Source organism: Micromonospora tulbaghiae (assembly GCF_900091605.1).
Classification (GTDB): Bacteria; Actinomycetota; Actinomycetes; order Mycobacteriales; family Micromonosporaceae; genus Micromonospora; species Micromonospora tulbaghiae.
Window position 1 is genome coordinate 441,533 of sequence record NZ_FMCQ01000004.1, and the last position, 22,919, is coordinate 464,451.

Annotated in this window: 21 protein-coding genes; 9 read left to right on the forward strand and 12 right to left on the reverse strand. The window is 74.4% G+C overall.

What is annotated here, in order from left to right; genetic code table 11:
- Nucleotides 1–27: 27 nt before the first annotated feature.
- Genes GA0070562_RS14765 through GA0070562_RS14780 form a run of 4 tightly spaced genes read right to left on the reverse strand, consistent with a single transcriptional unit; the run spans nucleotide 28 to nucleotide 5,483 of the window.
- Nucleotides 28–621, reverse strand: coding sequence for an FMN-binding protein (locus GA0070562_RS14765; protein WP_091421288.1), 594 nt, complete (start codon nucleotides 619–621; stop codon nucleotides 28–30).
- Nucleotides 622–634: 13 nt separating this feature from the next.
- Nucleotides 635–2,050, reverse strand: a complete 1,416-nt coding sequence (locus tag GA0070562_RS14770; protein ID WP_091421290.1) for a ferredoxin reductase family protein — start codon at nucleotides 2,048–2,050, stop codon at nucleotides 635–637.
- Nucleotides 2,047–3,420 carry a DUF1501 domain-containing protein gene (locus tag GA0070562_RS14775; protein WP_225853402.1) on the reverse strand — a complete coding sequence of 458 codons (1,374 nt, stop codon included), beginning with the start codon at nucleotides 3,418–3,420 and terminating at the stop codon, nucleotides 2,047–2,049. The genes GA0070562_RS14770 and GA0070562_RS14775 overlap by 4 nt, the downstream gene beginning before the upstream one ends.
- Before the next feature lie 14 nt (nucleotides 3,421–3,434).
- Entirely contained in the window at nucleotides 3,435–5,483 is a 2,049-nt protein-coding gene (locus tag GA0070562_RS14780; protein ID WP_091421294.1) for a DUF1800 domain-containing protein, read from the reverse strand.
- Between the two features lie 457 nt (nucleotides 5,484–5,940).
- On the opposite strand from GA0070562_RS14780, the gene GA0070562_RS14785 reads away from it, so the two are divergent.
- A complete protein-coding gene (locus GA0070562_RS14785; protein WP_091421296.1) occupies nucleotides 5,941–6,198 on the forward strand; it encodes a DUF3040 domain-containing protein in 258 nt (85 codons plus the stop codon).
- Between the two features lie 12 nt (nucleotides 6,199–6,210).
- Here GA0070562_RS14785 and GA0070562_RS14790 read toward each other — a convergent pair whose 3' ends face one another.
- Nucleotides 6,211–7,269: an SWIM zinc finger family protein gene (locus GA0070562_RS14790; protein ID WP_091421298.1), complete on the reverse strand. Its 1,059-nt coding sequence runs from the start codon at nucleotides 7,267–7,269 to the stop codon at nucleotides 6,211–6,213.
- A complete protein-coding gene (locus GA0070562_RS14795) occupies nucleotides 7,266–10,523 on the reverse strand; it encodes a DEAD/DEAH box helicase (protein ID WP_091421300.1) in 3,258 nt (1,085 codons plus the stop codon). Before GA0070562_RS14795 ends, GA0070562_RS14790 begins: the two co-directional genes overlap by 4 nt.
- Before the next feature lie 83 nt (nucleotides 10,524–10,606).
- Between GA0070562_RS14795 and GA0070562_RS14800 the strand changes: the two genes are divergently transcribed.
- Nucleotides 10,607–11,467: a carbohydrate kinase family protein gene (locus GA0070562_RS14800; RefSeq protein ID WP_091421302.1), complete on the forward strand. Its 861-nt coding sequence runs from the start codon at nucleotides 10,607–10,609 to the stop codon at nucleotides 11,465–11,467.
- A 4-nt stretch (nucleotides 11,468–11,471) separates the two neighbouring features.
- Here GA0070562_RS14800 and GA0070562_RS14805 read toward each other — a convergent pair whose 3' ends face one another.
- Nucleotides 11,472–11,993 carry a DinB family protein gene (locus GA0070562_RS14805; RefSeq protein WP_091421304.1) on the reverse strand — a complete coding sequence of 174 codons (522 nt, stop codon included), beginning with the start codon at nucleotides 11,991–11,993 and terminating at the stop codon, nucleotides 11,472–11,474.
- Nucleotides 11,994–12,078: 85 nt separating this feature from the next.
- Between GA0070562_RS14805 and GA0070562_RS14810 the strand changes: the two genes are divergently transcribed.
- Nucleotides 12,079–12,285 (forward strand): hypothetical protein, encoded by a 207-nt coding sequence (locus GA0070562_RS14810; protein WP_091421306.1) that lies wholly within the window; start codon nucleotides 12,079–12,081, stop codon nucleotides 12,283–12,285.
- A 9-nt stretch (nucleotides 12,286–12,294) separates the two neighbouring features.
- Here the strand turns inward: GA0070562_RS14810 and GA0070562_RS14815 are convergent, their stop codons facing one another.
- Both GA0070562_RS14815 and GA0070562_RS14820 read right to left on the reverse strand, forming a co-directional pair.
- Nucleotides 12,295–13,440: a polysaccharide pyruvyl transferase family protein gene (locus GA0070562_RS14815; RefSeq protein WP_091421308.1), complete on the reverse strand. Its 1,146-nt coding sequence runs from the start codon at nucleotides 13,438–13,440 to the stop codon at nucleotides 12,295–12,297.
- Between the two features lie 83 nt (nucleotides 13,441–13,523).
- Nucleotides 13,524–14,102 (reverse strand): TetR/AcrR family transcriptional regulator, encoded by a 579-nt coding sequence (locus GA0070562_RS14820; protein ID WP_091421310.1) that lies wholly within the window; start codon nucleotides 14,100–14,102, stop codon nucleotides 13,524–13,526.
- 92 nt (nucleotides 14,103–14,194) lie between these two features.
- Between GA0070562_RS14820 and GA0070562_RS14825 the strand changes: the two genes are divergently transcribed.
- Together GA0070562_RS14825 and GA0070562_RS14830 are read left to right on the forward strand one after the other, a co-directional pair.
- Nucleotides 14,195–14,770: a dihydrofolate reductase family protein gene (locus GA0070562_RS14825; RefSeq protein ID WP_091421311.1), complete on the forward strand. Its 576-nt coding sequence runs from the start codon at nucleotides 14,195–14,197 to the stop codon at nucleotides 14,768–14,770.
- A 41-nt stretch (nucleotides 14,771–14,811) separates the two neighbouring features.
- Complete coding sequence (locus GA0070562_RS14830; RefSeq protein ID WP_091421313.1) at nucleotides 14,812–15,744, forward strand: phosphotransferase; 933 nt, start codon at nucleotides 14,812–14,814, stop codon at nucleotides 15,742–15,744.
- A gap of 145 nt (nucleotides 15,745–15,889) precedes the next feature.
- Here GA0070562_RS14830 and GA0070562_RS14835 read toward each other — a convergent pair whose 3' ends face one another.
- The gene (locus GA0070562_RS14835) at nucleotides 15,890–17,104 is read right to left on the reverse strand and encodes an ROK family transcriptional regulator (RefSeq protein WP_091421315.1); all 1,215 of its coding nucleotides are present in this window, start codon (nucleotides 17,102–17,104) and stop codon (nucleotides 15,890–15,892) included.
- Nucleotides 17,105–17,243: 139 nt separating this feature from the next.
- Here GA0070562_RS14835 and GA0070562_RS14840 point away from each other — a divergent pair, with 139 nt between their 5' ends.
- Nucleotides 17,244–17,747: a SigE family RNA polymerase sigma factor gene (locus tag GA0070562_RS14840; RefSeq protein ID WP_091421317.1), complete on the forward strand. Its 504-nt coding sequence runs from the start codon at nucleotides 17,244–17,246 to the stop codon at nucleotides 17,745–17,747.
- The gene (locus GA0070562_RS14845; RefSeq protein ID WP_091421319.1) at nucleotides 17,744–19,087 is read left to right on the forward strand and encodes a TolB family protein; all 1,344 of its coding nucleotides are present in this window, start codon (nucleotides 17,744–17,746) and stop codon (nucleotides 19,085–19,087) included. The genes GA0070562_RS14840 and GA0070562_RS14845 overlap by 4 nt, the downstream gene beginning before the upstream one ends.
- 74 nt (nucleotides 19,088–19,161) lie before the next feature.
- Here GA0070562_RS14845 and GA0070562_RS14850 read toward each other — a convergent pair whose 3' ends face one another.
- Entirely contained in the window at nucleotides 19,162–20,043 is an 882-nt protein-coding gene (locus tag GA0070562_RS14850; protein ID WP_091421320.1) for a universal stress protein, read from the reverse strand.
- 104 nt (nucleotides 20,044–20,147) lie between these two features.
- On the opposite strand from GA0070562_RS14850, the gene GA0070562_RS14855 reads away from it, so the two are divergent.
- Together GA0070562_RS14855 and GA0070562_RS14860 are read left to right on the forward strand one after the other, a co-directional pair.
- On the forward strand, nucleotides 20,148–20,606 hold the full coding sequence (locus tag GA0070562_RS14855) for a MarR family winged helix-turn-helix transcriptional regulator (protein WP_091421321.1): 459 nt from the start codon (nucleotides 20,148–20,150) through the stop codon (nucleotides 20,604–20,606).
- A 74-nt stretch (nucleotides 20,607–20,680) separates the two neighbouring features.
- On the forward strand, nucleotides 20,681–22,108 hold the full coding sequence (locus GA0070562_RS14860) for an MFS transporter (RefSeq protein ID WP_091421322.1): 1,428 nt from the start codon (nucleotides 20,681–20,683) through the stop codon (nucleotides 22,106–22,108).
- A gap of 1 nt (nucleotide 22,109) precedes the next feature.
- Here the strand turns inward: GA0070562_RS14860 and GA0070562_RS14865 are convergent, their stop codons facing one another.
- A complete protein-coding gene (locus tag GA0070562_RS14865) occupies nucleotides 22,110–22,907 on the reverse strand; it encodes an alpha/beta fold hydrolase (RefSeq protein WP_091421323.1) in 798 nt (265 codons plus the stop codon).
- Nucleotides 22,908–22,919 lie beyond the last annotated feature (12 nt).

Here is a 22,919-nt window from a genome sequence, read left to right on the forward strand (position 1 = left end):
CGGCGGCACCGGCATGAGCCGGGACTGTCACGCCTTGTCCAGCGCGGCCTGCAACGACTGCTTGTACGCGGTGCTGGTGTAGGTGGCCCCGGACACGGTGCTCAGGTTGGCGCTCTGCCGGGCCACCACCTCGCCGGAGGTGCCGCTGTAGCGGGCCTGCACGTCGTCGCTGCGCTGCCCGGACTGCCCGCCCAGCGGCAGTCCGATACCCGTGGCGTCGACGATCCGGCTGCCGCTGAGCGTGATCCGGACCTGGAGTGAGCCGTACTCGTAGGTGACCGACGGCCCGGTCACGGTGCGGGTGGTGGCCTTCGGCGCGCTGGTGGTGGTCCGCGGCGCCGCCGGTGTGGTGCGGGTGCGGGTGCCACCGCGGCTGGCGGCGCTGCGGTCGGCGGACGGCTTCGGTGTCGGCTTCGCCGAGGCGCGCGGCGACGGGGTGACGCCGGGCGCGGAGCCGGTGGGCGACGGCGGTTCGGGCGCGGCCGAGCCGCCGGGCACGACCGGGGCCAGCGCGGCCGGTACGTCCGGCGTGGCCTGCCCGGCGCCGGGCGCGCCCTTGAGCACCACCAGTGCGGTGGTGCCGGCGGCCAGGCCGGTGATCGCGAGCAACGCGCGACGCATGGCGGTGCCTCTCCTACAGCTCGAACGCGGTCAGGTGGATCTGGCGACGCGGCACGCCTGCCGCCCGCAGTGCGGCGACTGCTTCGTCCACCATGCCGCCGGGGCCGCACAGGTACACGTCGCGGCGGGTCAGGTCGGGCACGAGGTGCCGCAGGCCCTCCGGGTTCATCACCTGGCGAGGGCCGGGGTCGTCGCGGCGGCCGACGACGTACCAGACGGAGGTCTGCCGGGCCTGCGCCAGCCAGTCCAGCTCCTGGTGCAGCAGGACGTCGGCCGGGGTACTCGCCCGGTAGATCAGCGCCGCGCCGGGCGGCAGTTCCTCCAGCATCGCCCGCAGCGGTGCGATGCCACTGCCGCCGGCGATGAGCAGCGCCCGTTCCCGGGTGCGGTGGGCGGCGGTGAACGTGCCCGACGGGCCCTGCGCCCAGACCCGGGTGCCGGGCGTGAGGTCGCGCAGCTCGGCGGTGTACCCGCCGACGACCTTGACGGTGATCCGCAGCCAGCGGTCGTTCGCGGCGGCGGAGACGGAGAACGGGTGCGACTGCCACCAGCAGCCGGGGTTGAGGAAGCGCCAGCGGAAGAACTGCCCGCCGAGCAGGTCGATCTGGTTGAGCCGCTGCCCGGTCAGGTAGACCGAGACGGTGTCCGGGCTCTCCGCCACCACGTCGGCGACGCGCAGCCGGTGCCGCAGGTTGAACACCAGCGGCGCGAGCACCCGGCCCCACACCAGCGCGGCCACGACCAGCAGGTACGCGGCGATCCAGCCGGTACGCACCGGGCCCGGCTCGTAGAGCTGCGCGCCGTTGCTGAACTGGTGCGCGTACCCGAGCAGCAGCGTGAGGTAGCTGGCGGCGTGCAGCAGGTGCCACAGCTCGTAGGGCAGGCGTCGGCGCACGGCGCGTACCGCGGTGAACGCGACAGTGACCAGGATGCCCGCGGCGACGAACGCGGAGACCATGTCCTCGTAGTCGGTCAGCAGCGCGCCGACCTCGCCGAGCACCGTCTTGCGTTCCTGCCGGGAGTAGCCGACCACCAGCAGCGACATGTGCGCGAGCACCGTCACCAGCAGTGTCGCGCCGAGATCCCGGTGCAGCCGGGAGATCCGCTCGCCGCCGAGCGCGCGTTCCAGCACGCCGAGCCGGCTCATCATCAGCACCTGCACCAGCAGCAGGTAGCCGGCGATCAGGCCGGTGATCCGGCCGCCCGCGGTGAGCAGGTCGGCGGTGCCGGCGAGCGAACCGGCCGGGGTGTCCAGCCACCACGGCAGGACCACGGCGACCAGGCCCAGCCAGAAGACCACGGCGAGGGCACGCCGGCCGCCGGGTCCGCGGCGCGGACGACCCGGGGGTACGGGGGCAGCCGGACGGCCGCCGTACGGGGCGGGATGCCCGGTACGGCGGCCGGCGGCGCGGGTGTCCTGGTACGTCACGCGTAGATCTTGACCGGGGTGAACTTCTGCCGGGGGAAGACCTTGTCCACCTGCGCGGCGGTCAGGCCGAAGCGGCCCTGCGCGACGGATCCGTAGACGTTGAACATGTTGTTGTATTCCGGCACGTCGCCGCTGTCCAGCTTGTCCAGCCCGTTCCAGGTGCCGAGCAGCGAGTTCGCGAGCTTGCGGCCGGACAGCACGGTGACCACGCCGCCGTGCCCGTGGTCGGTGCCGCCGCCGTTGGAGCCGACCCGGCGGCCGAACTCGCTGGACACCATGATGGTCACGTCCGCCGACCGGTCGCCCAGGTCGGTGAAGAACGCGGCCATGGCGCCGGCCAGTTCGTTGAGCCGCCGCCAGAGCTGGCCGCCCTCGCGGGTGCCCTGGTTCTCGTGGGTGTCGTAGCCGCCCATGCCGACGGTGGCCACCCGCACGTTCGCACCGCCCTTGATGAGCTGGGCGAGCTGCTTGAACGCGTTCCCGACGCCCTGGTACTGGACGCCCTCGGCGGCGGCGTACGGCTTGGCGGCGAGCTTCTGGGCGGTGGCCAGCGCGCCCATGCCCTCCTGCACCGCCTCCTCGACCGGGTGGTTGATGCCGGTGAACAGGCCGCGGATCGCCTTCTCGGTGGCCGCCCGGAACTTGTCGTCGCCGTTGAGCCGCAGGTCGCCGACGCTGTTGAGGGAGATCGCGCCGTTCACGCCGACGAGCGAGCGGGGCAGCGTGCTGCCGATGCCGACGCTGCGGAACGCGGTGCCCTTGCCGAGCGAGTCGACCAGGCTGTCCAGCCAGCCCCGGCCGCCGGTCTCACCCGGCAGGCCGCCCAGGTTGCAGGCGTCGGCGGCCTGGAAGTGGCTGCGGGACAGCCGCGGGTCGGACACGGCCGGCACGAAGCCGAGCTGACCGGCCTTGAGCCACTTCTCCAGCGGCGCGAACGCGCTGGTGAGCTTGAAGCCGCGGGCCAGCGCCAGCGAGTCCTCGCCCAGCAGCAGGTCGGGGCGGGCCTTGGCGAGCACCGGGTCGTTCGCCGGCGCGACCAGGCTCAGCCCGTCCAGCCCGCCGTAGAGGAAGACGTGGATCAGCGTGCCGGTCTTGGTCGCGGCGAACGACGCCGACGTGGTGACGAACTGCGCGGTCGCGAGCGCGGTCGCGGTCGCGGCGGCGCCGGCCACGAAGGTACGCCGGGTGACGCCCCGGCCGTCCTGCTGCGCCTCCTCGACCTCCTCCAGCCGGCGGTACCGGTCGGCCTCGGCCGCGTTCTCGGCCGCGACGATGTCCGCCTCCGCGCGCAGCAGCGCCTCGGCCGGGTTGTCGGCCAGCCGCCGCAGGTCGGGGCATTCGGGGTGCAGGGGGTACGGGTTCACGGTCATCTCCATCGAATGCCTCACCGGAGGTGGTGCTGGGGGGACGCGAGGATCGTCCGCGCGACAGCGGCGATGGCCCCGTTGAAGGTGGCGTCGACCTTGGCGCTCTCGGACACGCCGGCCACGGCGAGCACCAGCTTCTTCTCCTTGGCGCTGAGCTTCTGCTGCACCAGCCGCTGGGCGAGCGCGTCCACGTACGCCCCGGCGGTGGCCGGCGGCTTCGCGACCAGCTTCTCCGGCTTGGCGAAGGTGAACTGCTTGCGGTAGCCGGCGATCAGGTCACCCGCCTCGTTCCAGCCGTCGATCATGGTGCCGGCCGAGGTCCAGGCCAGGTAGACGTCGGCGTAGCCGTCCGGGGTGGGCTTGCCCATCGGGTACTGGCCGAGCTCGCGCATCTTGTCCTGGATCTGCCGCAGGCCCTGCCCGAACGGGGTACGCCGGTTGTCGCCGGAGTAGCCGGGGGCCGCCTCCGGCGAGACACCCAGCGCCCGGTACGTGGCGACCAGGTACTCCATCGGGCGGCGTACCTTCTGGCCGATCGCGGCCCAGAACTCCGAGGAGCTGAACAGCGTCGCCAGCACCGGGCGGATCTGACCCTTGTTGGTCGTGTACGCCTTCGCCAGCCGGTCCACCACGGACTTGGGCGGCGTGTCGGAGACGAACCGGGTGGCGAGGTTCTGTGCCACGTACCGCGCGGTCGACGGGTGCATCGCGATGTAGCGGATGTACGAGTCGATCACCTTGTCGGCGGCGACCGGGTCGTCGGAGTTGTTGGCGTGGCTGAACCCGAGGATCTTCACCTTGCCGAGATAGTGCCGCTCGGCGAAGAACTTGTACTTGCCGTCGGCGACGCCGCGTCCGGTCTGGAGCAGCGCGGCCTGGCGGACGTCCTTCTCGGTGTAACCGCCGTCGACGCCGACCGAGTACAGCTCCAGGTTCTCCCGGGCCAGGTTCTCGTTGACCGCGTCCTTACGCGAGTCGACCTGGTTCAGGTAGAGCAGCAGCGCCGGGTGCTTGTTCGCGGCGACGAGCATCTCCGGGTAGCTGCCCAGCGCGTGCTTGCGGATGACGTCGCGGTCGAACGCGTTGCGGTAGTTCTCTCCGCCGTCGAAGTCGGCGGCGACGTGCAGGAAGTCGTTCCAGAAGTCGACCATCACCTCGAACAGCTGGCGGTCGGACCAGATCTGGCGGGCGATGGTGGCGTCCACCGTCTCCCGGGCCGGGTCGACGCCCTTCTCGTTGAGCTGCTCGCGCTGGTCGCGGAGCTGCGTCGGGCTGAGCTTGAGCGACTGCAGCTCGGCCAGCTTCATCTCGGCCTTCGTCGGGGCGATCTTTTCCGGCTGGAGCTGCTCACGCAGCCAGTCGTCGATGCCGACGCGCTTGACCTCGGCCATCATCTTCGGCGTCGGACCGAAGGTGGTCCGGCTCAACAGGTGCCGGATCGGGTCCTTGGCGAGGACCGTCTTCACCGTCACCTTGGTCGCCGCGGCGGCTTCGGCCGGGCTGCCGTAGAGCCGGCCACCGGACGGCGCGTTGCGCTTGAGCGCCTCGCCGGCCCGGGAGCCCATGTAGCTCTCGTTCTGCTCGGTGTAGGTCCGTACCGTGCTGGGCTGCTGCCCGCTGGGCCGGGCCGCGTTGCCGTCGGTGGTCACGGTGCCGGTGGCGTCACCGGCCGGCGCGTCGCTGAACAGGCCGCGCACCTGCGGGGACAAGGCCAGGGCGGCGCCACCGGCGACCACCACGGCGCCGCCGAGGGTGGCGAGCGCACGGCGCCGGCCCCGCTTCGGGGCCTCGTCGCCGTCGTCGTCCAGGTCGGGCAGTCCGCCGCCGGGCGGCGGGCCGTACCCGCCTGCGGGCTGGGCGTGGCCGCCGGGCTGGGGGTAGCCGGCGGGCGCCTGTGCCGCGGGGGCGAAGCCGTTCGGCCCGACCCACTGCGGGCCCGACGCGGGGTTACCGCCGGCGTACGGCGCGGCGTGCGGATCGCGGTACCCGTCCGGATGGGGGTGCTGGTATCCGTCCCAGCCGCGGTCGTCCCGGGGTCGACGCGGTGGCACGTTCAGGTCGGCCATGTACCTATCCCGTTTTCTTCGAGCGCCGGCACGCCTGCCACCCGGGGGGTCGGGTGTGGCGCAGGGGCGGCGACGGTTGCCGGAGAGTTGCTACGGGAAAGTAGCCATACCGCCCCGCCCGCTCAAGGCGCGCCGATCGCGCTCGTGAGCGCACTTAAGACGGTGCTCAGGCCAACCGGGCAGGGCCCGTTCCGGCGGCGGGGGCGCGGCGGCCTCCGGAGCAGGGCCGACCCGGGCGCGCACGACCCGGATGCGAGGTTTCGCACCCCGGCGACACCGCCGGGCGCGTTCACCACCTCACCGAAACTTAAGGTACGGATAAGTGTGCGCTGAGGTCTCCGCACGGGTGCGTCCGCGCCTGTCCGCTCCGGCGAAACAGCAGCAGCGGCGGCGCGTGACCGGCCTCCGATCCGGGTATGCCGCCGAACCGCTGAAGCCGTGAGGGGAAGGCACCGCCATGCTCAGCCAAGAGGATCAGCGCAGGTTCGAACAGATCACCCGCCAACTGCGGGAGAGTGATCCACGGTTCTTCACCCGGTTGGACAACCGGATCAAGGGCCGCCGGGGCCGGTACATGATGCTGTTGACGATCGTGCTGTGGGCTTCGCTGCCGGCGATGACAGTGCTCGTCGGGAGGCTGGCCGGGGCTATCTGCGCGGTGGTGCTCGTCGCCAACGCCGCGGTGATGTGGCGCTTCCGCCGCCGGTTGCTGTAGCCGCGGGGACGCTCACCGTTCCCCGTCGTCGGCCTCCCTGGGGGGCGCGGCTTCGCCGCGGCTGAACTCCCGGTACGCCCGGCGCAGCCGTTCGGCCAGGCCCGGCCCGCCGACCGCGGCCCCGGGTGGGCCGAGCTGGCGCAGCAGCAGCTCCGGGCCGGTGGCGAGCGTGGGCGGTCGGTCCGGCAACGCCACCGGCGCCAGCCAGAACCGGTCCAGCTCGGCGTCCGGCTCGACCGCCGGCAACCCGGCCAGGGCCCGTGCCGCGCCGACCACCGGCACACCGTTCGCCGCGCCCGCGACCGATTCCGGCCCGGCCTCCGCGTCGCCGCGTCCACTGCGGTCGGCCGCCCGGCCGTCGGTCCCGTCCACGTCGCCGGCGCCGTCCGGGCCATCGGTCCCGGACGAACCGCCGGTGCCGAGCACGCCGCTGGTCCCGAGCGCGCCGCCGGTTGCGGCCGCGCTGCCCGGTGCCGCGCCGCGCAGCGTACGCAGCCGGTCGAGCAGCTCGGCGCGGGACCGGCCACGCCAGTGCAACAGGTGGAACGGGTCGGCGTCGAACGCCTCGGCGAGCAGGTAGAACGTGGCCGCCAGATGTTTGCACGGCACCGCGAAGTCGGGGCAGCCGCAGCTCTGGTCCAGCTCGTCGATCGCGGCCGGGAACAGCGGCGCGCCCGCGTCGGCGAACAGCTCCTCCAACTCGGCCGGCAGGTCACCGGCGAGCAGCCGGGCGCTGAAGAACGCCTGCCCGGCCAGCTCGGCCTCGATCCGCCGCCAGGTCTCCTCCGGGTACGCGGCCAGCCCGATCCGTACCGGGTAGGGGCGCGGCCGGGATCCCTGCACCTCGGCGGTGACCGTCCCCGGCGACACGTCCAGCCGGAGCACCTGCCCCCGGCGCGCGTACGCCCGGCCGCGGGTGAGCCGGGAGCCGAGCGCGAACGACTCCAGCACCTCGACGAAGCGCCGGGACCACCAGGACTGCCCGATCGCGCCCCGGGTGCTGCGCGCCCGCAGGCCGCCCTCGACCCGCACCGGCGGCCCGTAGTCCTCGAACCGGTCGGACGGGCTCACTCGACCACCGCCCCGGACTCCAGCCGGAACAGGTCGCGCAGCGTCTCGGTGGACAGCTCGGTGACCCACTGCTCGCCGCTGCCCACCACCGACCGGGCCAGGCTGCGCTTGTCGGCGATCATCGCGGCGACCTTCTCCTCGACGGTGCCGGCGCAGACGAACTTGCGTACCTGGACGCGGCGGCGCTGTCCGATGCGGAACGCCCGGTCGGTGGCCTGGTCCTCGACGGCCGGGTTCCACCACCGGTCCACGTGCACCACGTGGTTGGCCGCGGTCAGGGTGAGCCCGGTGCCGCCGGCCTTGAGCGACAGGACGAACAGCGGCGGCCCCTGCGGCGTCTGGAACCGGGTCACCATGGCGTCCCGTTCGGCCTTGCCGACGCCGCCGTGCAACAGCAGCACCTCCCGGCCGGTACGCGCCGACAGGTGCCCGCGCAGCATGCCGCCGAACTCGGCGTACTGGGTGAAAAGCAGCGCCTTCTCCTGCGCCGCGAGCACCTCGTCGACGATCTCGTCGAGGCGTTCCAGCTTGCCGGACCGGCCGTCCAGCGCGGAGCCGTCGTGCAGCAGCTGGGCAGGATGGTTGCAGACCTGCTTGAGGCGGGTCATGGTGGCCAGCACCAGCCCGCGCCGCTCGATCCCGTCGCTTGACTCGATCTTCGCCATCATGTCGTCGACCACTGCGCGGTAGAGCGCGGCCTGCTCGGCGGTGAGGTTGCAGACCACCTCCATCTCCAGCTTCTCCGGCAGGTCGGTGATGATCGTCGGGTCGGTCTTGAGGCGGCGCAGCACGAACGGGCCGGTGATCCGGCGCAGCCGCTCGGCCACCTCGGCGTCGCCGTGCCGCTCGATCGGTTCGGCGAAGCGCTTGCGGAAGGTCGCGGCCGGTCCGAGCAGCCCCGGATTCGCGAACTGCATGATCGACCAGAGGTCGGCGAGCCGGTTCTCCACCGGCGTACCGGTGACCGCGACCCGGTGCCGCGCGGGCAGCGACCGGACCGCCTCGGCCTGCCGGGTAGCGGCGTTCTTGATCGCCTGCGCCTCGTCCACCACCACCCGGTGCCAGTCGACGCCGGCCAGCTCGTACGCGTCCCGGGCCGCCACCGAGTACGTGGTGAGCACCAGGTCCGCCTCCTGAACGGCGGCGGCGAAGCCCTCGCCCCGGGCACGTTCGGCGCCGTGGTGCACGTGCACGCGCAGCCCCGGCGCGAACTTCGCGGCTTCCCGCTGCCAGTTGCCGACGAGCGACATCGGACAGACCAGCAGTGTGGGCCCCGTCTCCGGCGGGTCACCGGCGAGCAGCGCGAGCAGTTGCACGGTCTTGCCCAGGCCCATGTCGTCGGCGAGGATCCCGCCGAGCCCGAGCGACTGGAGGAACGCCAGCCAGGCCAGCCCGCGCCGCTGGTACGGCCGCAGCGTCCCGGCGAAGCCGGGCGGCGGGTCGGCCGGGGTGAGCCGCCGTTCCGCCTCGCCTGCCAGCAGCTCGCCCAGCGCGCCGTCGGCGACCACGTCCAGCACCGGCAGCTCACCGGCCCGGTCGTCACCGGACAGTCCCATCCGCAGCAGGTCGGCCACCGTCAGCTCGCCCGAGGACCGCAGCAGCTTCAGCCCGGCCTCCAGCCGCTGCGGGTCCAGCTCCACCCACCGGCCGCGCAGCCGGACCAGCGGCGACTTCAGGTCGGCCAGCGACGCCAGTTCCTCGGCGGTCAACGGCTGGTCGCCGAGCGCCAGCTCCCAGCGGTAGTCGACGAGCGCGTCCAGCCCCAGCTTCCCGGCGGTGGTGGCCACAGCGCCCGGCGCGGTACGGCTGCGAGCCCGCAACCGCGCCCCCAGCCGCGACGAGGAACGCCGCCACCACGACGGCAGCAGCACCCCGAACCCGGCCGCGTGCAGCACCGGAGCGCCCTCGCGCAGGAACCGGTGCGCGCCCTCGGCGTCCAGCTCCATGCCTTCGGGCGCGGCGGTACGCAGGGCGGCGTCCACCTCGGGCCACAGCCGGCTGGCCCGGCCCAGCTCGGCCAGGAGTGTCTCCTGTGGCTCCACGCCGCGGGCGGCCAGCGCCGGCGCGGGCCGCTGCCAGATGTGCGCGGCGTCCACCACGAGGCCCGGCTCGTCGGCCGGGTGCAGGCCGAACTCGACCCGCCAGACGGCGTCCTCGACCAGTTCGGCGACCGGGTCGACGGCCGGCTCGACGAGGCGGAACGTGGCCCGTACCGCGCCGCCCGCCGCGTCGCGCTGCCAGGCGTCCAGTTCGTCGCGCAGCGTCGCCAGCGCGTCCGGCTCGGCCGGGAAGGCGCGTTCCGGTCCGGTGAGCGCGGCCAGCCAGCGCGGCACCGCGCCGACCGGGCGCATCCCCCGGTGCAGCCGGGTGTCGGCGAGCGCCACCCGGGCGGCCGCGTCGACGAGCCCGTCCAGCGCCTCCGCGACCAGATCACCGGCCCCGACGTCGTCGGCCCGCCCGGCCCACTCGTCGTCCGCCGGACCGCTCGCCCCGCCTCGCCGGGCCGCCCCTCCCGGCGGGCGCACGACGCCGCCGCCCGTCCGTGCATCTGCCAGCCCCGAGACGGCCACCGCGCCGGCTGCCGCCGCGACGGCAGCCGGCCCACCCGAAGCCTCCGGTCGCCATTCCCGGGCGGAGCGGGCCGCCGGTGGCAACGCCAGTGCCAGGTCACGCGCCCAGGCCGCGTCGGTGCCGGTGAGCAGCGGGCGCCAGAGCGCCCGCGCCGTCACCACGTCGTCCGCGCCCACCGCCCGCAGCCGCCGCCCGGACCCCGCCGCACCGGGCGGGCCGCCTCGGGGGTACGCGTCGAGCACGCCGGGCAGCAGCCGGCCGCGTGTGACCAGGTCGGCGGCGAAGTCGGCCAGCTCGCACAGGTGCCGCAGGCTCGCCCCGACCGGGCCCGGCATCGGCGCGCGCAGCAGCGCGTAGGCCTCGTCCGGGGCGTACCCCAGGGCGGGAGCCCGCCATCCGGCGCGGGTGACCGGGCCGCGGACCGGTTCCCCGACGGTGGCCCGGACCAGTTCCGGCGAGTCCAGCGGCGAGCCGGCCCGGGTCGGCAGGTCCAGCAGTACGGAGATCGGCTCCCCCGGCACGCCGAGCGCGGCGGCGAGCGTGGCGTGACCGGCGGCGAACGGGTGCGGGCGCTCGCGCGGGACGCGGCCGGGACGGCGGGGCGCGCGGGCCGGGAGTGTGCTGTCCTCGGCCCACAGGGCGAGCCCGGCGCCGGGCAGCCACAACCCGTGGATGACCAGCACTTCTCCCCCTCGCCGACGCCGGGGCCGGAAGACGGCGCCCGGGGAGTCAGGATAGGCCGCCGGGCGTCGCTATCGTCGGCGCCATGGTCGACCTCCTCGTGATCGGCGGGCTCGGCGTGGACGTCCGCGCCCGGGTGCCCGCCCTGCCGCCGCCCGTCGCCGACTCGCTGCTGGTGCCGCCGATCGACCTGCGGATCGGCAACACCGGCGCCGGGGTGGCCCTGGCCGCGCACGCGCTCGGCCTGCGGGTGGCGCTCGTCGACGTGCTGGGCGCCGACCCGGCCGGGGACGTGGTGCGGGCGGCGCTGGCGCGCACCACGATCCGGACCACGCTCGCCGACGCGCCGGCCGGGACCCGCCGCTCGGTGAACCTGGTCGACCCGGCCGGGCGGCGGATGTCGCTGCACGACCCGCGTCCGTGGTCGGGGCCGGCGCCGTTCGGCGAGGCGGAGCTTGCCGCGCTCGTCGCCGAGGCGGCCCACGTCCACCTGTCGATCATGGATTGGGCCCGGGACGCGCTGTCGGTGCTGCGCGCGGCCACGTCGGTCTCCACCGACCTGCACGACTGGGACGGCGAGAACGACTACCACCGCCCGTTCGCCCGGATCGCGGACCTCGTCTTCGTCAGCGACACGCGGCTCGGCGAGCGGGCCGCCACGGAGGCGGCCCGGCTGGCGCCGCGCACGGTGCTGGTCACCGGCGGGGCGGCCGGCGCGACGCTGCACACCCCCGGCGCGCCGCCCGCGCACGTGCCCGCCGCCACCCCGCCCGGACCGGTGGTGGACACCAACGGCGCCGGGGACGCCTTCGCCGCCGGGGTGATCGCCGCCCGGCTGCGTGGCGCGGGCGTCCTCGACGCGGCCCGGTACGCCGCCCGGGTGGCCGCCGCCGCGTGCACGTACGACGGGATGGAGTACCCGGACGGGCTGCTGCCGCGCGACTAGGACGTCACATCCAGCCGGTCTCGCCGTCGGTCAGCTCACGCAGGATGTCGGCGTGCCCGGCGTGCCGGGCGGTCTCCTCGATCAGGTGCACCAGCGCCCAGCGCAGCGACACCTCACCGAGCTGCGGGTGCGGCACCACGTGGCCGAGGTCGAACCGCGCGGCGATCTGGCGGGACCGGTCGCAGGCCGCCTCGTACGCAGCGGCCAGCGCCTCGACCGTCTCGCCGGGGCGCAGCGTGAAGCTGGCGTCGGCGTCGGCCTGGGAGTTCACGTAGACGTCGCCCGGCTCGGGAGCGAACAGGCAGCGGAACCAGTTCCGCTCGACCACTGTCAGGTGCTTGAGCAGCCCGGCCAGGGTGGTCAGCGAGGGCACCAGGCGTCGGGTTGCGTCGGCGTCGGTCAGGCCGCGCGCCTTGCTCAGCACGTTGGCACGGTGGAAGTCGAGGAACGCGTCGAGGATCGCCCGTTCGTCGCCCGTGCGGGCGAGGACCGGACCGAGTGCCGGATCGATCGTCGGGTGCGCCATCCCCGGACCCTAGTACGCGGTGTGTCCGATCCGCTGCCCCGCGTGATCCCCTGCGCGGGCGGGCCGGCCGGGGCACGATGGGCGCATGGCTTCCACGGTGCAGATCCCTCTGGTGGGCGGCGCGGCCGACGGCGAGACCGTCACCGTCGAGCTGGACAGCAACGGCCGCCCGCCGCTGACCCACCACCACCTCGGGTCGAAGGGACTCGCGGAGGCGCAGATCTACGAGCTGGAGTCGGACGACCAGCCGGGCCGGGAGTGGGTCTACGCCTGGCGCGGCCCGGCGGTCTGACGGCCCGGCTCACACCGCCGGCGTCAGTGTGCGGGCCCGGATGCTGTCCAGCACGCTGCGGGTCACCTGGGAGGTGCCGCGTGCCTGCTCGCAGACCTCCGCGACCCGGCGCGCGGTCTCGTCGGCCCGCGCCGCCCGCTCGTCCCACAACCGGTCCACCTCGGCCAGCAACGGGCCCTCCACCTCCCGTTCCACGCCGCGCAGCGCCGGCACACCGAGCCGCTGGGCCAGGTCGAAGACCTTGCCGGCGTACGGCAGCGGCAGGAACGGCGTGCCCATCATGGCCGCGAAGATCAGGAAGTGCAGCCGCATGCCGACCGCGAGGTCGAAGTGGCGCATCAGCCCGAGGATCTGCGCCGGGCGGTAGTCCCCGTGCAAGATCCGGCCCCGGTCGGCGGCGGTCATGTGCGACAGCACACCGTGGGAGTGCCGGATGTCGTCGCGCTCCATCGGCACGAACAGCACGTACGCGTCGATCCGGTGCACCAGGAAGTCACCGATCTGGGCGAGCAGGCGGTGGTAGCCGTCCACGTCGAGCCGTTCCGCCGCCCGGCCCGGCTCGCGCACGCTGAGCCCGACCAGCCGGGAGCCGGCCGGCACGCCCTCCTCACGCAGCCACTGCTGGGGGAACTCCTCCGGTTCGAGCAGGAACGCCGGGTCGGCGGTGACGGTGATCGGGTTCACCAGGCCGGCCTCCTCCAGCACCATCCGCGACTCCTGGTCGCGGACCGTCACCTCGACGGCCTGCGCCAGCGTCTCGCGCACCATGCCGCTGTCCAGCGTGTCGCTGAGCGGGCCGACCCCGACCGCGTAGGTGATCAGCGGCAGCCCTCGCTCCTGGGCGACCCGGACCACCCGCAGGTAGCGCCGGGCCTCCTTGTCGTAGAGGATCCCGCCGCCGCCGAGGATGAGCAGGTCGAGCTGGTTGAGCACCGGGGACGAGTCGACCCGGCTGACGCCCTCCCACGGCACCGCCTCGACCTCGGGGTGGGCCAGCGCGGTGTGCGCCGGGTTGCGGGAGAAGACGATGATCCGGGCGTTGGGCTCGTGACGGCGCAGATCGTCCAGCAGACCCGTGAGGATCGCCTCGTCGCCGAGGTTGCGACCGCCGTAGGAGCCGAGCACGCCGATGGTCAGTCCGGTGCGTTCCCTCATCCGTTGCTCCTTCCCAGGGGCGTCCGCGCCAGCGTTCCCGCTGGCCGCCCCGGCTTAACGTGCGCCGGGAGGGGCGAGGGCGCTCAGCCGGTGGCGCCGCCGACCAGACGGGAGACGATGTCGGAGACCACCTGATCGGTGTCGAACCCGGCGTCGATCGAGGTGGTGAGCAGGTCGAGCAGGAGCCCGTCGACCGCGTAGTGCAGCAGCGCCACCTCGTACGCCCCGCCGGGCAGGCCGGCGGCGAGGTGGTGGGCGACGTCGTCGGCGTACCCCTGGCGCAGCACGCCGCCGAGCGCGGACCGCAACTCGGGGCGGCGGGCGGCCTCCAGCCGCAGTTCGAACAGCGCCCGGGTGAGGCCCGGCTCGCGGGTGGTGCGCGCGACGATGTCGCGCAGGTAGTCGGTCATCAGCGCGAGCGACGGCTCGCGGCGCCCGAGGTCGGCGAGCACGGCCGGGTCGGGCGCGATCCGGGCGAAGATCCGCTCGGCCAGGCCGGCGAGCAGCGCCGCGCGGGACGGGAAGTAGTTCGAGGTGGTGCCGGTGGGCACGCCCGCCTCGGCGTCGACCGCCCGGTGGGTCAGCCCGCGCGCGCCCGCGTCGGCGAGCACCCGCAGGCCGGCGTCGGCGAGCAGGGTACGGCGTTCCGGATTCCTGGCCACGCGAACACACTAGCAACAACCACGACAGGTGTTGTACATTCATCTCCGAACCACGACAGCCGTCGTGGATCACCTCGGATATCGGAGCCGGTTTGCGCAAGCTCGTCTACTTCGTCGCCAGCACCCTCGACGGTTTCATCGCCGCGCCCGACGGGACGTTCGACTTCCTCCCACTGACGCCCGACCTGGCGCCCCACCTGGTGGCCGACTGGCCCCAGACGCTGCCCACGTTCGCCCACGCCCAGCTCGGCATCGACTCCCCGCCGAGCGGCCGCTTCGACACGGTGCTGATGGGCCGCGGCAGCTACGAGCCGGGCCTGAAGCTCGGCGTCACCAGCCCGTACGCCCACCTGGAGCAGTACGTGTTCAGCCGCTCCCTGCCGCCGGCCGACTACCCGGACGTGAACGTCGTCGACGGTGACCCGGTGGCCCTCGTCCGCGAGCTGAAGACCCGCCCCGGGCGCGACATCTGGCTCTGCGGCGGCGGGCAGCTCGCCGGTCAGCTCCTCGACGAGATCGACGAGATGGTGGTCAAGCTCAACCCGGTGGTCGTCGGCAGCGGGATCAAGCTCGTCGACAGCGGCTTCGATCCGCGGCGGCTCACGCTCACCTCGGCGCGCCCGTTCGACGCCGGCGTGGTCGTCCTTCACTACACGCGCAACGATTAACCCGGTTGCCCCGGACGGCGGGCGGCACGCACCGTGGGACCGTGACGAAGACCCGGCTGCACTGGCACGAACTGCCCGCACACGTACGCGACGGGGTCGAGGCCGTCCTCGGCGACCGGGTGGTGGCGGCGCAGTCCCAGTCGGGCGGCTTCTCCCCCGGCACCGCCGACCGCGTCCGCACCGCCGGCGGTGGCCGGGCCTTCGTCAAGGCGGTCAGCCCGGCGCAGAACGACCGCAGTCCCGACCTGCACCGCGCCGAGGCCCGCATCGCCGCCGCCCTGCCGCCGGACACGCCCGCGCCCCGGCTGCTCGGCAGCTACGACGACGGGCACTGGATCGCGCTGGTCTTCGCCGACGTCGGGGGCCGGCACCCGGTCACCCCGTGGCGGGCCGACGAGCTTGCCGCCGTGCTGTCCACGCTGGAGACGATGGCCGCCGCGCTCACCCCGGCGCCCGCCGCCGCGACCACCCCCACCGCCGCGGAACAGCTCGCCCACGACTTCGGCGGCTGGCGGCGCCTCGCGGCCGACCCGCCGGCCGACCTCGACCCGTGGACCCGGTCCCACCTGCCCGAACTATGCGCTGCCGCCGACCGGGGACTGGCCGCGCTCGACGGCGACACGCTCTGCCACGTCGACGTCCGCGCCGACAACCTGCTGCTCGGCCCGGACGGATCGGTCACCGTCGTCGACTGGCCGTGGGCGTGTCGCGGGCCGGCCTGGCTGGACACGCTGCTCACCGTCGTCAACGTGCAGGTGTACGGCGGGCACGACCCCGACGCGCTGCTGGCCGCCCGGCCGCTGACCGCGGGTGTCGACCCGGCCGACCTGACCGGAGTGCTGGCCGGGTTCACCGGGTTCTTCCTCGACGGCGCCCGCCAGCCACCGCCACCGGGCATCCCGACCGTGCGGGCGTTCCAGCGCCTACAGGGCGAAGCTCTGCTCCCCTGGCTCACCCACCGCCTGACCCCCTGACCGCCCCCGCCCCCGCCCCCGCCCCCGCCCGGCGATCTTGCGGTTTCGGCCCCTGGGATGTCGCTTTGGCGCGCTTTGTCAGGGCCGGAAGTGCAAGATCAACGCGATCGAGAGGGCTGGCAGCGTGGCGGTGCACGGCGCGGGCTCAGCTGGAAGCGGGGACGCCCAGGGGGTCGGCGAACAAGGGTGAGAAGCCCAGTTCGGCGGCGCCGATCAAGGTCGCGTCGTAGCCGAGCGCGGACACGCGCAGCCGGGCCTTGTCGCGGGAGATGGGCAGCACGTTCGCGGCGATGCGGCTGCGGACGTGACTGGCGCAGACCGGGAAGACCTCGCTGAGCGTGCCCCCGAAGATCACCACGCCGGGGTTGAACAGGTTGATCACGTTCGCCACGCCGATGCCCAGCCAGTCACCGATGTGCCGCAGCGCGTCCTGCGCGGCCGGTTCTCCGCGCACGGCGGCGGCGACCACAGCGCGTACCGCCTCGCGCCCCTTCTCCTGCGCCGGGCGGCCCGCGACGTCGAGCAGCGCCCGCTCACCGACCTCGGCCTCCAGGCACCCGCGCGAGCCGCAGCCACACGGCCGCCCCTGGTACGGGTTCACGAGCATGTGCCCCACCTCGGAGGCGTACCCGCCGTCGCCGTCGAGCAGTTCCCCGCCCACGATGATGCCGCCGCCCACGCCCACGTCGCCGTGCAGGTAGACCAGGTTCTGCACCCCGACGCCGGCGCCGCGCTGATGCTCGGCCAGCGCCCCCAGGTGCGCCTCGTTGCCGACCAGGACCGGCAGGCCGAGATCCAGTCGCCCGGCCAGCTCGGCGCCGAACGCCTGGTCCACCCACCCCATGTCCGGTCCGAACCGGACCATCCCGTCGCCCGGCCGGATCATCCCGCAGTAGGAGGCGCCCACGCCGACGCACACCGATCCGGGTGGCGCGGCGTGGTGCAGCGCCCGCCCGAAGTCGGCGAGCACCGAGACCACGGAGTCGAGGTCGGCCCCGGCCCGTGGCCGTTCCGCCTCCAGCCGCGCCGACACCACACCGCCGAGCCCGACGCGGGCGGCCACGAGACGGTCCACAGCGATGTCGAAGGCGATGACGTAGACGGCGTCCGAGGCCGGCCGGACCACATGCGAGGGACGTCCCGCCCGGCCGCTTCCGCCGGCCCGAACCTCCCGGACCAGGCCGGCCGCCGCGAGTTCCGCAGTGAGTGCCATGACCGTGCTGCGGTTGACGCCCATCCACTCGGCCAGCTCGACGCGGGTGACCGGGCCGGTCAGGTGGACGCGCCGCAACAGCGCGCCGAGGTTGGCTCTGCGGCTGTCCCCCTGCGCGTGCCGGTCCACTGCCAGACCTTTCAGCATCGACCACTCCGTCGGATGGCGACTGGCTCGTGGCCCGAGGATAGTTCCCACACATCGACGGGTGCCAGCGCCCGCCGCGGGGACGGCCGCCTCAACCATCGAGGGCCCGACCGGCGTTCATTGCGGTGAGGGGGTGGGCATGTCGGAGTCGTTCCGGGAGTTCGTGGTGCAGCGGTCACCCGCGTTGTCGCGGACCGCGTACCTGCTGACCGGCGATCACCAGCTCGCCGAGGATCTGTTGCAGAGCGCGCTGGCGCGCACCTACCGCCACTGGCGGCGGATCCGTGACGGGGATCCGGAGGCGTACGTACGCCGGGTCATGTACCACCAGCAGGTCTCCTGGTGGCGCCGTCGGCGGGTGGTCGAGCGGCTGGACGCGACGCCGGCCGAGCGTGGCGGCGGCGACCACAGCGAGGAGACGGCGCTGCGGCTGAGCGTGGTGGCGGCGCTGCGGCGGCTCACCGCGCGGCAGCGGGCCGTGGTGGTGCTGCGGTACTACGAGGACCTGACCGAGGCGCAGGTGGCCGAGACGCTCGGCTGCTCGGTGGGCACCGTGAAGCGGCACGGGCACGACGCCGTACGCCGGCTCCGCGACCTGGTCCCCGAACTCCTGGAGCGGACTCCGGAGAGGAGCGAGCGATGAGCGTACGGCTGCGGGAGGCGTTGCGGGAGGCGGCGGCCGAGGTGCCCGCGTACCCGGTCCACGACCGGGCGGTGCGGACCGCGCGGCGCACGCGGTGGCGGGCCGCCGCGACGGTCACGGCGGTGCTGGCGCTGGTGGCGGCCGTGCCGCTGACGGTACGCGGGGACGGCCGGACCGCGCCGGCGGGCTCGGACGGGGCGGCGCTGCCGGACCGGCTCGGGCTGCCGCCGTTCGGCGCGTTGCGGGCCACCGACCGGCCCGCGCTCGGCCCGGCGTCGGTGGTGTTCAGCGGGCAGGCGCGCGGGCTGACCGGCCTGCTCGACGAGAACGGCACTGTCGGCATCGTCGGGGCGGACGCGGACCGGTACCGGACGTGGACGGTGGGCTTCGAGGTGCCGGCCGGGGAGGGGGTGCTGCTGTCCCCGGACGGGCGGTTCCTCGCGGTGCCGGACGGGTCGCCCACCAGCCCCGGCGTGGACGTGATCGACCTGGCCCGCGGCACGGTCCGGCGGCTGCCCAGCCCTCGGCCGGGCAGTGTGGCGACCACGCCGGCCGGGTGGGCGCCGGACGGGTCCGCGCTGGTGGTCGTGGACACCACTCCGGCGAATCCGGAGGTCAGCGCGCACGTCAACACGCTCAGCCTGGTGCGGCTGGACACCGGCCGGGCGGTCCGGCTGCTGGAGACCACGCAGGTGCCGGTGTTCGGCTCGCCGGTGGCGTTCGACGCCGACGGGTCGCGGCTGGCCTACCAGGTCGGCACGAAGGTGCTCGTGAGCAGCCCGGACGGGCGGCAGCTCTCCTCGTTCGCGTTGCCGCCCGACACCGCGCTCGCAGGCAAGGGGGCCTGGCTGCCGGACGGCTCGCTGGCGCTGGTCGGGCACGAGGTGGCCGCCGACCGGTGGCGGCTGCGCCGGGTCGACACCGACGGCCGGGAGCTGCCCGCGCCCCCGCTGGCCGCCGTCTCGGGCGTGACGGCGATCCGACTGCTCGGCTGGCTGCCGGACGGGACCGCGTGGGTGGTCGCGTACCGGCCGGAGCCGAGCGCGCCGAGCTGGTACGCCGACGGGCTGGAGATGGACCAGCGGACCGCGTACGGCAACGTGCGGTCGATCCGGGTCCTGGGCCTGACACCCGGCGCCGCCGCTCCGGTCACGCTGCTCACCGCGCCGGACCAGGTGCTCGCCGTCGACGTGGCGGACTCGGTGGTGCACGCCGGCCGGGTCCGCGAGGCCGATCCGCCGTCGGGCCCGGGTGGCCGGGCGTGGTGGGGTGCGGGCCTCGTGGCGCTGGCGCTCGGCGGCCTGGCGGCGTACCGGTGGCTGCGCCGCCGGCATCGGTGACGCGGGTGGAACGCCACGGGTGTCTCCCGAGGCCGGGAGACACCCGTGATGTTCCAGCCGTCGCGGGCTGACCGCTACTCGGCTTCGCGGACCGGGCTCTGCGGGACCACCATCACCGGCCGGTGGGCGCGGTGCAGCGTGGCCATGGCGACGCTGCCGAGCAGGATCTTGCGGACCGCGGTCCGGCCGCGCGAGCCGACCACGACCAGGCTCGCCTTGCGCTCGGTGGCCACAGCGGAGAGCGCGTCGGCCACCGCGCGCCCGGGAGCGCCGCCGCCGGCGCGTACGCGGACGGTGGTCACCGGCTGCCCGTCGACCGTCTCCGGGACGGACGTGTCCCCCTCGTCGCCGTCCACGACGACCAGGACGATCTCCCGCTCGGGGAAGAGGCGGCGGGCGGTGCCGAGCGCGGCCTCGGACCCGGCCGAGGCGTCCCAGCCGACCACCACCGGCCCGGCGGCGAGCGCGTCGTACTCGTCGGTCAGCAGCGGGTGCGGCACGACCAGCACGGGACGCGGGCTGTAGTGCACGGCCATGTCGGAGACGCTGCCGAGCACCGCGCGGGCGCCGCCGAGGCCCCGCGAGCCGAGCAGCAGCACGTCGGCCTGCTTCTCGTCGGCCAGTTCGGCGAGCCGGAGCCCTTCGCCGCCGTAGCTGCGGCACACGAGCGGCTCGGCGTCCCAGCCGGCGGCCCGGCCCAGCATCACGCCGACGGACGTCATCCGGTCGGCCTCCCGGCCGCCCTCACGCTCGATCGCCTCGACGAACACGTTGATGTTGCGGGTGCCGGTCCAGAGCCGCTTGCGCAGTTCCTCGCTGGCGAACGGAGGCGTCCACAGATGCCCGATCCACGCGTGCGCGCCGGGGAACAGCAGCGCGCCCGCCTCGATGGCGGCGCTAGCGGCCGGAGACCCGTCGTAACCCACCACCACTTGCCTGCCGTGCTCGTCGCTCACCGCACCAAACCTCTCTCACCGACGACATCTCACAAGATCGTATCCGGGCCCGGACCGCGTCCGAGCCGGATCATCCGCCACGGAATCATCGGTACGCTGGGCGGATGAGCACCCCGGACCTGTCGTACCTACTCGACCACACCAGCCACGTGTTGCGTACCCGGGTGGCGGCGGCGCTCGCCGAGATCGGGCTGACCGCCCGGATGCACTGCGTGCTCGCGCACGCGCTGCCCGAGGAGCGTACGCAGATCCAGCTCGCCGAGATGGGCGACATGGACAAGACGACGATGGTCGTGACGGTGGACGCGCTGGAGCAGGCCGGGCTGGCGGAACGGCGTCCGTCGCGTACCGACCGGCGGGCCCGGATCATCGCGGTCACCGACGAGGGCGCACGGATGGCCGCGCGCAGCCGGGAGATCGTCGACCGGGTGCACGCCGAGGCGCTGGCCAGCCTGCCGGACGACGAGCGGAAGGTCTTTCTGCGTGCGCTGGAGCGCCTGGCCGCCGGCCACCTGGCCACACCGGTGCAGAGCCCGAAACCGGCCCGCCGAGCCCGCCAATAGTCCCTCAATAGATTGTCTGTAACGGAACTATCCGTTACGGTCTCTCCTGTCGCACCTCTCGACAGGAGGACTCCATGTCCGCTCCCCGCTCCCGGCGGCTCGCCCTCGGCGTGCTCGCCACCAGCGCCCTGATGACCATCCTCGACGGCAGCATCGTCACCGTGGCGATGCCCGCCATCCAGCGCGACCTGCGCTTCTCCCCGGCCGGCCTGAGCTGGGTGGTCAACGCGTACCTCATCGCGTTCGGCAGCCTGCTCCTGCTCGCCGGCCGGCTCGGCGACCTGATCGGGCGCCGGGCGATGTTTCTCGGCGGCACCGCGCTGTTCACAGCCGCCTCCGTGCTGGCCGGGCTCGCGGAGAACAGCACCACGCTCGTCGCGGCCCGCTTCCTCCAGGGCGTCGGCAGCGCGGCGGCCACAGCGGTGAGTCTCGGCATCCTGGTCACGCTCTTTCCCGACGCCGCCGAGCGGGCGCGGGCGTTCGCCGTGTTCGCGTTCACCGGCGCGGCCGGGGCGGCCATCGGCCAGGTCGCCGGCGGCCTGCTCACCGACGCGCTGGGCTGGCACTGGATCTTCCTGATCAACGTGCCGATCGGCCTGGCCACGATCGCGCTCGCGGTCCGCACGCTGCCCGCGGACCGGGGCCTGGGCCTGGCCGCCGGAGCCGACGTGGCGGGCGCGCTGCTGGTCACCACCGGGCTCGTGCTCGGCATCTACACCGTGGTCACGATCGAGCGGTACGGGGCGACGTCGGCGCACACGCTCGGCCTGGGCACGCTCGCCGTGGCGCTGCTCGCCGGTTTCGTGGTCCGGCAGGCCACCGCGCGCCGCCCGCTCATGCCGTTGCGGCTCCTGCGCTCGCGCGGCGTCGCGGTGGCGAACCTGGTCCAGGTCCTCACCGTCGCCGCGACGTTCGCGTTCCAGGTCCTCGTCACGCTCTACCTCCAGCAGGTGCTCGGCTACGACGCCACGCGCACCGGACTGGCGCTGCTCCCGGCCGCCGTCGTCATCGGCGCGGTGTCGCTCGGCGTCTCGGCCCGGCTCAACGCCCGCTTCGGTGAGCGGGTCGTGCTGATCGCCGGGCTCGTGTTGCTCGCCGCCATGTTCGCGCTGCTGACCCGGGTGCCGGTGGACGGCCGGTACCTGCGCGACGTGCTCCCGGTGATGCTGCTCGCCGGCGGGTTCGGGCTGGTGCTGCCGGCGCTCACCGCGCTCGCCATGTCCGCCGCCCGCGCCGAGGACGCCGGACTCGCCTCCGGGCTGTTCAACACCACCCAGCAGCTCGGCATGGCGTTCGGCGTCGCGGTGCTGTCCACGCTGGCCGCCGCCCGGACGGCGGACCGGGTCGCGCTCGGCGACGACCAGGCCGCCGCGCTGACCAGCGGATTCCACCTGGCGTTCGCGGTCGGCGCCGGGCTGCTCGTGGTCGCCGTCGTGCTCGCGTACGCGCTGCTGCGCCCCCGCACGGCGGAGCGCGCCGACGCCCCGGCGCTCGTGGGGTGAGTCAGCCGGGGGCGCGGGCCGGATGAGTGAGGAACGGCAGCACCGCCGCCGGCAGCGCCGGTGAGGCAACCACGTCGTAGTGGGTGAGCCCGGGCAGCACCGCGAGCCGGGACGCGGGACGGCCGGCGCCGTCGCCGCCCGCGTCCCGGTGGCCGCCGCCGAGCAGGCCGAAGAACTCCGCCGCATGGCTCACCGGGATCTCGTCCGCGTCGGCGAAGACCAGCAGCACCGGCATCGGCAGCGCGGCCACCTCGGCGGACCAGTCGTAGTCCCGCCGCAGCAGTTCCCCGCTGCGCGCCCAGAGCAGGGGCCAGTCCTGCGGGCGGGGCGCGACCCGCGCGTACCGCTCGTACGACGGGGTGCCGCGCATGCGTTCGGCGACGCGCTCGTCGTGGGCGGACATCGCGGCGACCGTCTCCGGGTACCAGCCGCCCCGCCGGAACGGCGTGGAGACGAGCACCAGGCGGCGGACCCGGGCGGGGTGCTGGATCGCGGTACGCAGGGCCACCCCGCCGCCGAGCGAGTAGCCGAGCACGTCGGCCCGCGGCAGGCCGAGCCGGCGCAGCAGGCCGGCCACGTCGTCGGCCATCGACTCGTACCGCAGCGGCCGGTCCAGACCGCCGGTGCGGCCGTGGCCGCGCAGGTCGACGGCGATCAGCCGGCGGCGCGCGGCGAGCGCCTGCCGGACCGGCGCGAACGTCTCCGTCGACCCGTATCCGCCGTGCAGCAGGACCAGCGGCCTGCCGGTGCCGTGCTCCTCGTACCAGATCCGCAGCCCGCCGACGTCCGCATAGGTCACCAGCCGATCGTC

Bases quoted from the DNA above. Each gene is read 5' to 3' on its own strand.
- GA0070562_RS14765 (WP_091421288.1), bottom strand. From the start codon at position 621: ATGCGTCGCGCGTTGCTCGCGATCACCGGCCTGGCCGCCGGCACCACC.
- GA0070562_RS14775 (WP_225853402.1), bottom strand. From the start codon at position 3,420: ATGACCGTGAACCCGTACCCCCTGCACCCCGAATGCCCCGACCTGCGG.
- GA0070562_RS14780 (WP_091421294.1), bottom strand. From the start codon at position 5,483: ATGGCCGACCTGAACGTGCCACCGCGTCGACCCCGGGACGACCGCGGC.
- GA0070562_RS14785 (WP_091421296.1), top strand. From the start codon at position 5,941: ATGCTCAGCCAAGAGGATCAGCGCAGGTTCGAACAGATCACCCGCCAA.
- GA0070562_RS14800 (WP_091421302.1), top strand. From the start codon at position 10,607: ATGGTCGACCTCCTCGTGATCGGCGGGCTCGGCGTGGACGTCCGCGCC.
- GA0070562_RS14805 (WP_091421304.1), bottom strand. From the start codon at position 11,993: ATGGCGCACCCGACGATCGATCCGGCACTCGGTCCGGTCCTCGCCCGC.
- GA0070562_RS14810 (WP_091421306.1), top strand. From the start codon at position 12,079: ATGGCTTCCACGGTGCAGATCCCTCTGGTGGGCGGCGCGGCCGACGGC.
- GA0070562_RS14815 (WP_091421308.1), bottom strand. From the start codon at position 13,440: ATGAGGGAACGCACCGGACTGACCATCGGCGTGCTCGGCTCCTACGGC.
- GA0070562_RS14835 (WP_091421315.1), bottom strand. From the start codon at position 17,104: ATGCTGAAAGGTCTGGCAGTGGACCGGCACGCGCAGGGGGACAGCCGC.
- GA0070562_RS14840 (WP_091421317.1), top strand. From the start codon at position 17,244: ATGTCGGAGTCGTTCCGGGAGTTCGTGGTGCAGCGGTCACCCGCGTTG.
- GA0070562_RS14845 (WP_091421319.1), top strand. From the start codon at position 17,744: ATGAGCGTACGGCTGCGGGAGGCGTTGCGGGAGGCGGCGGCCGAGGTG.
- GA0070562_RS14855 (WP_091421321.1), top strand. From the start codon at position 20,148: ATGAGCACCCCGGACCTGTCGTACCTACTCGACCACACCAGCCACGTG.
- GA0070562_RS14860 (WP_091421322.1), top strand. From the start codon at position 20,681: ATGTCCGCTCCCCGCTCCCGGCGGCTCGCCCTCGGCGTGCTCGCCACC.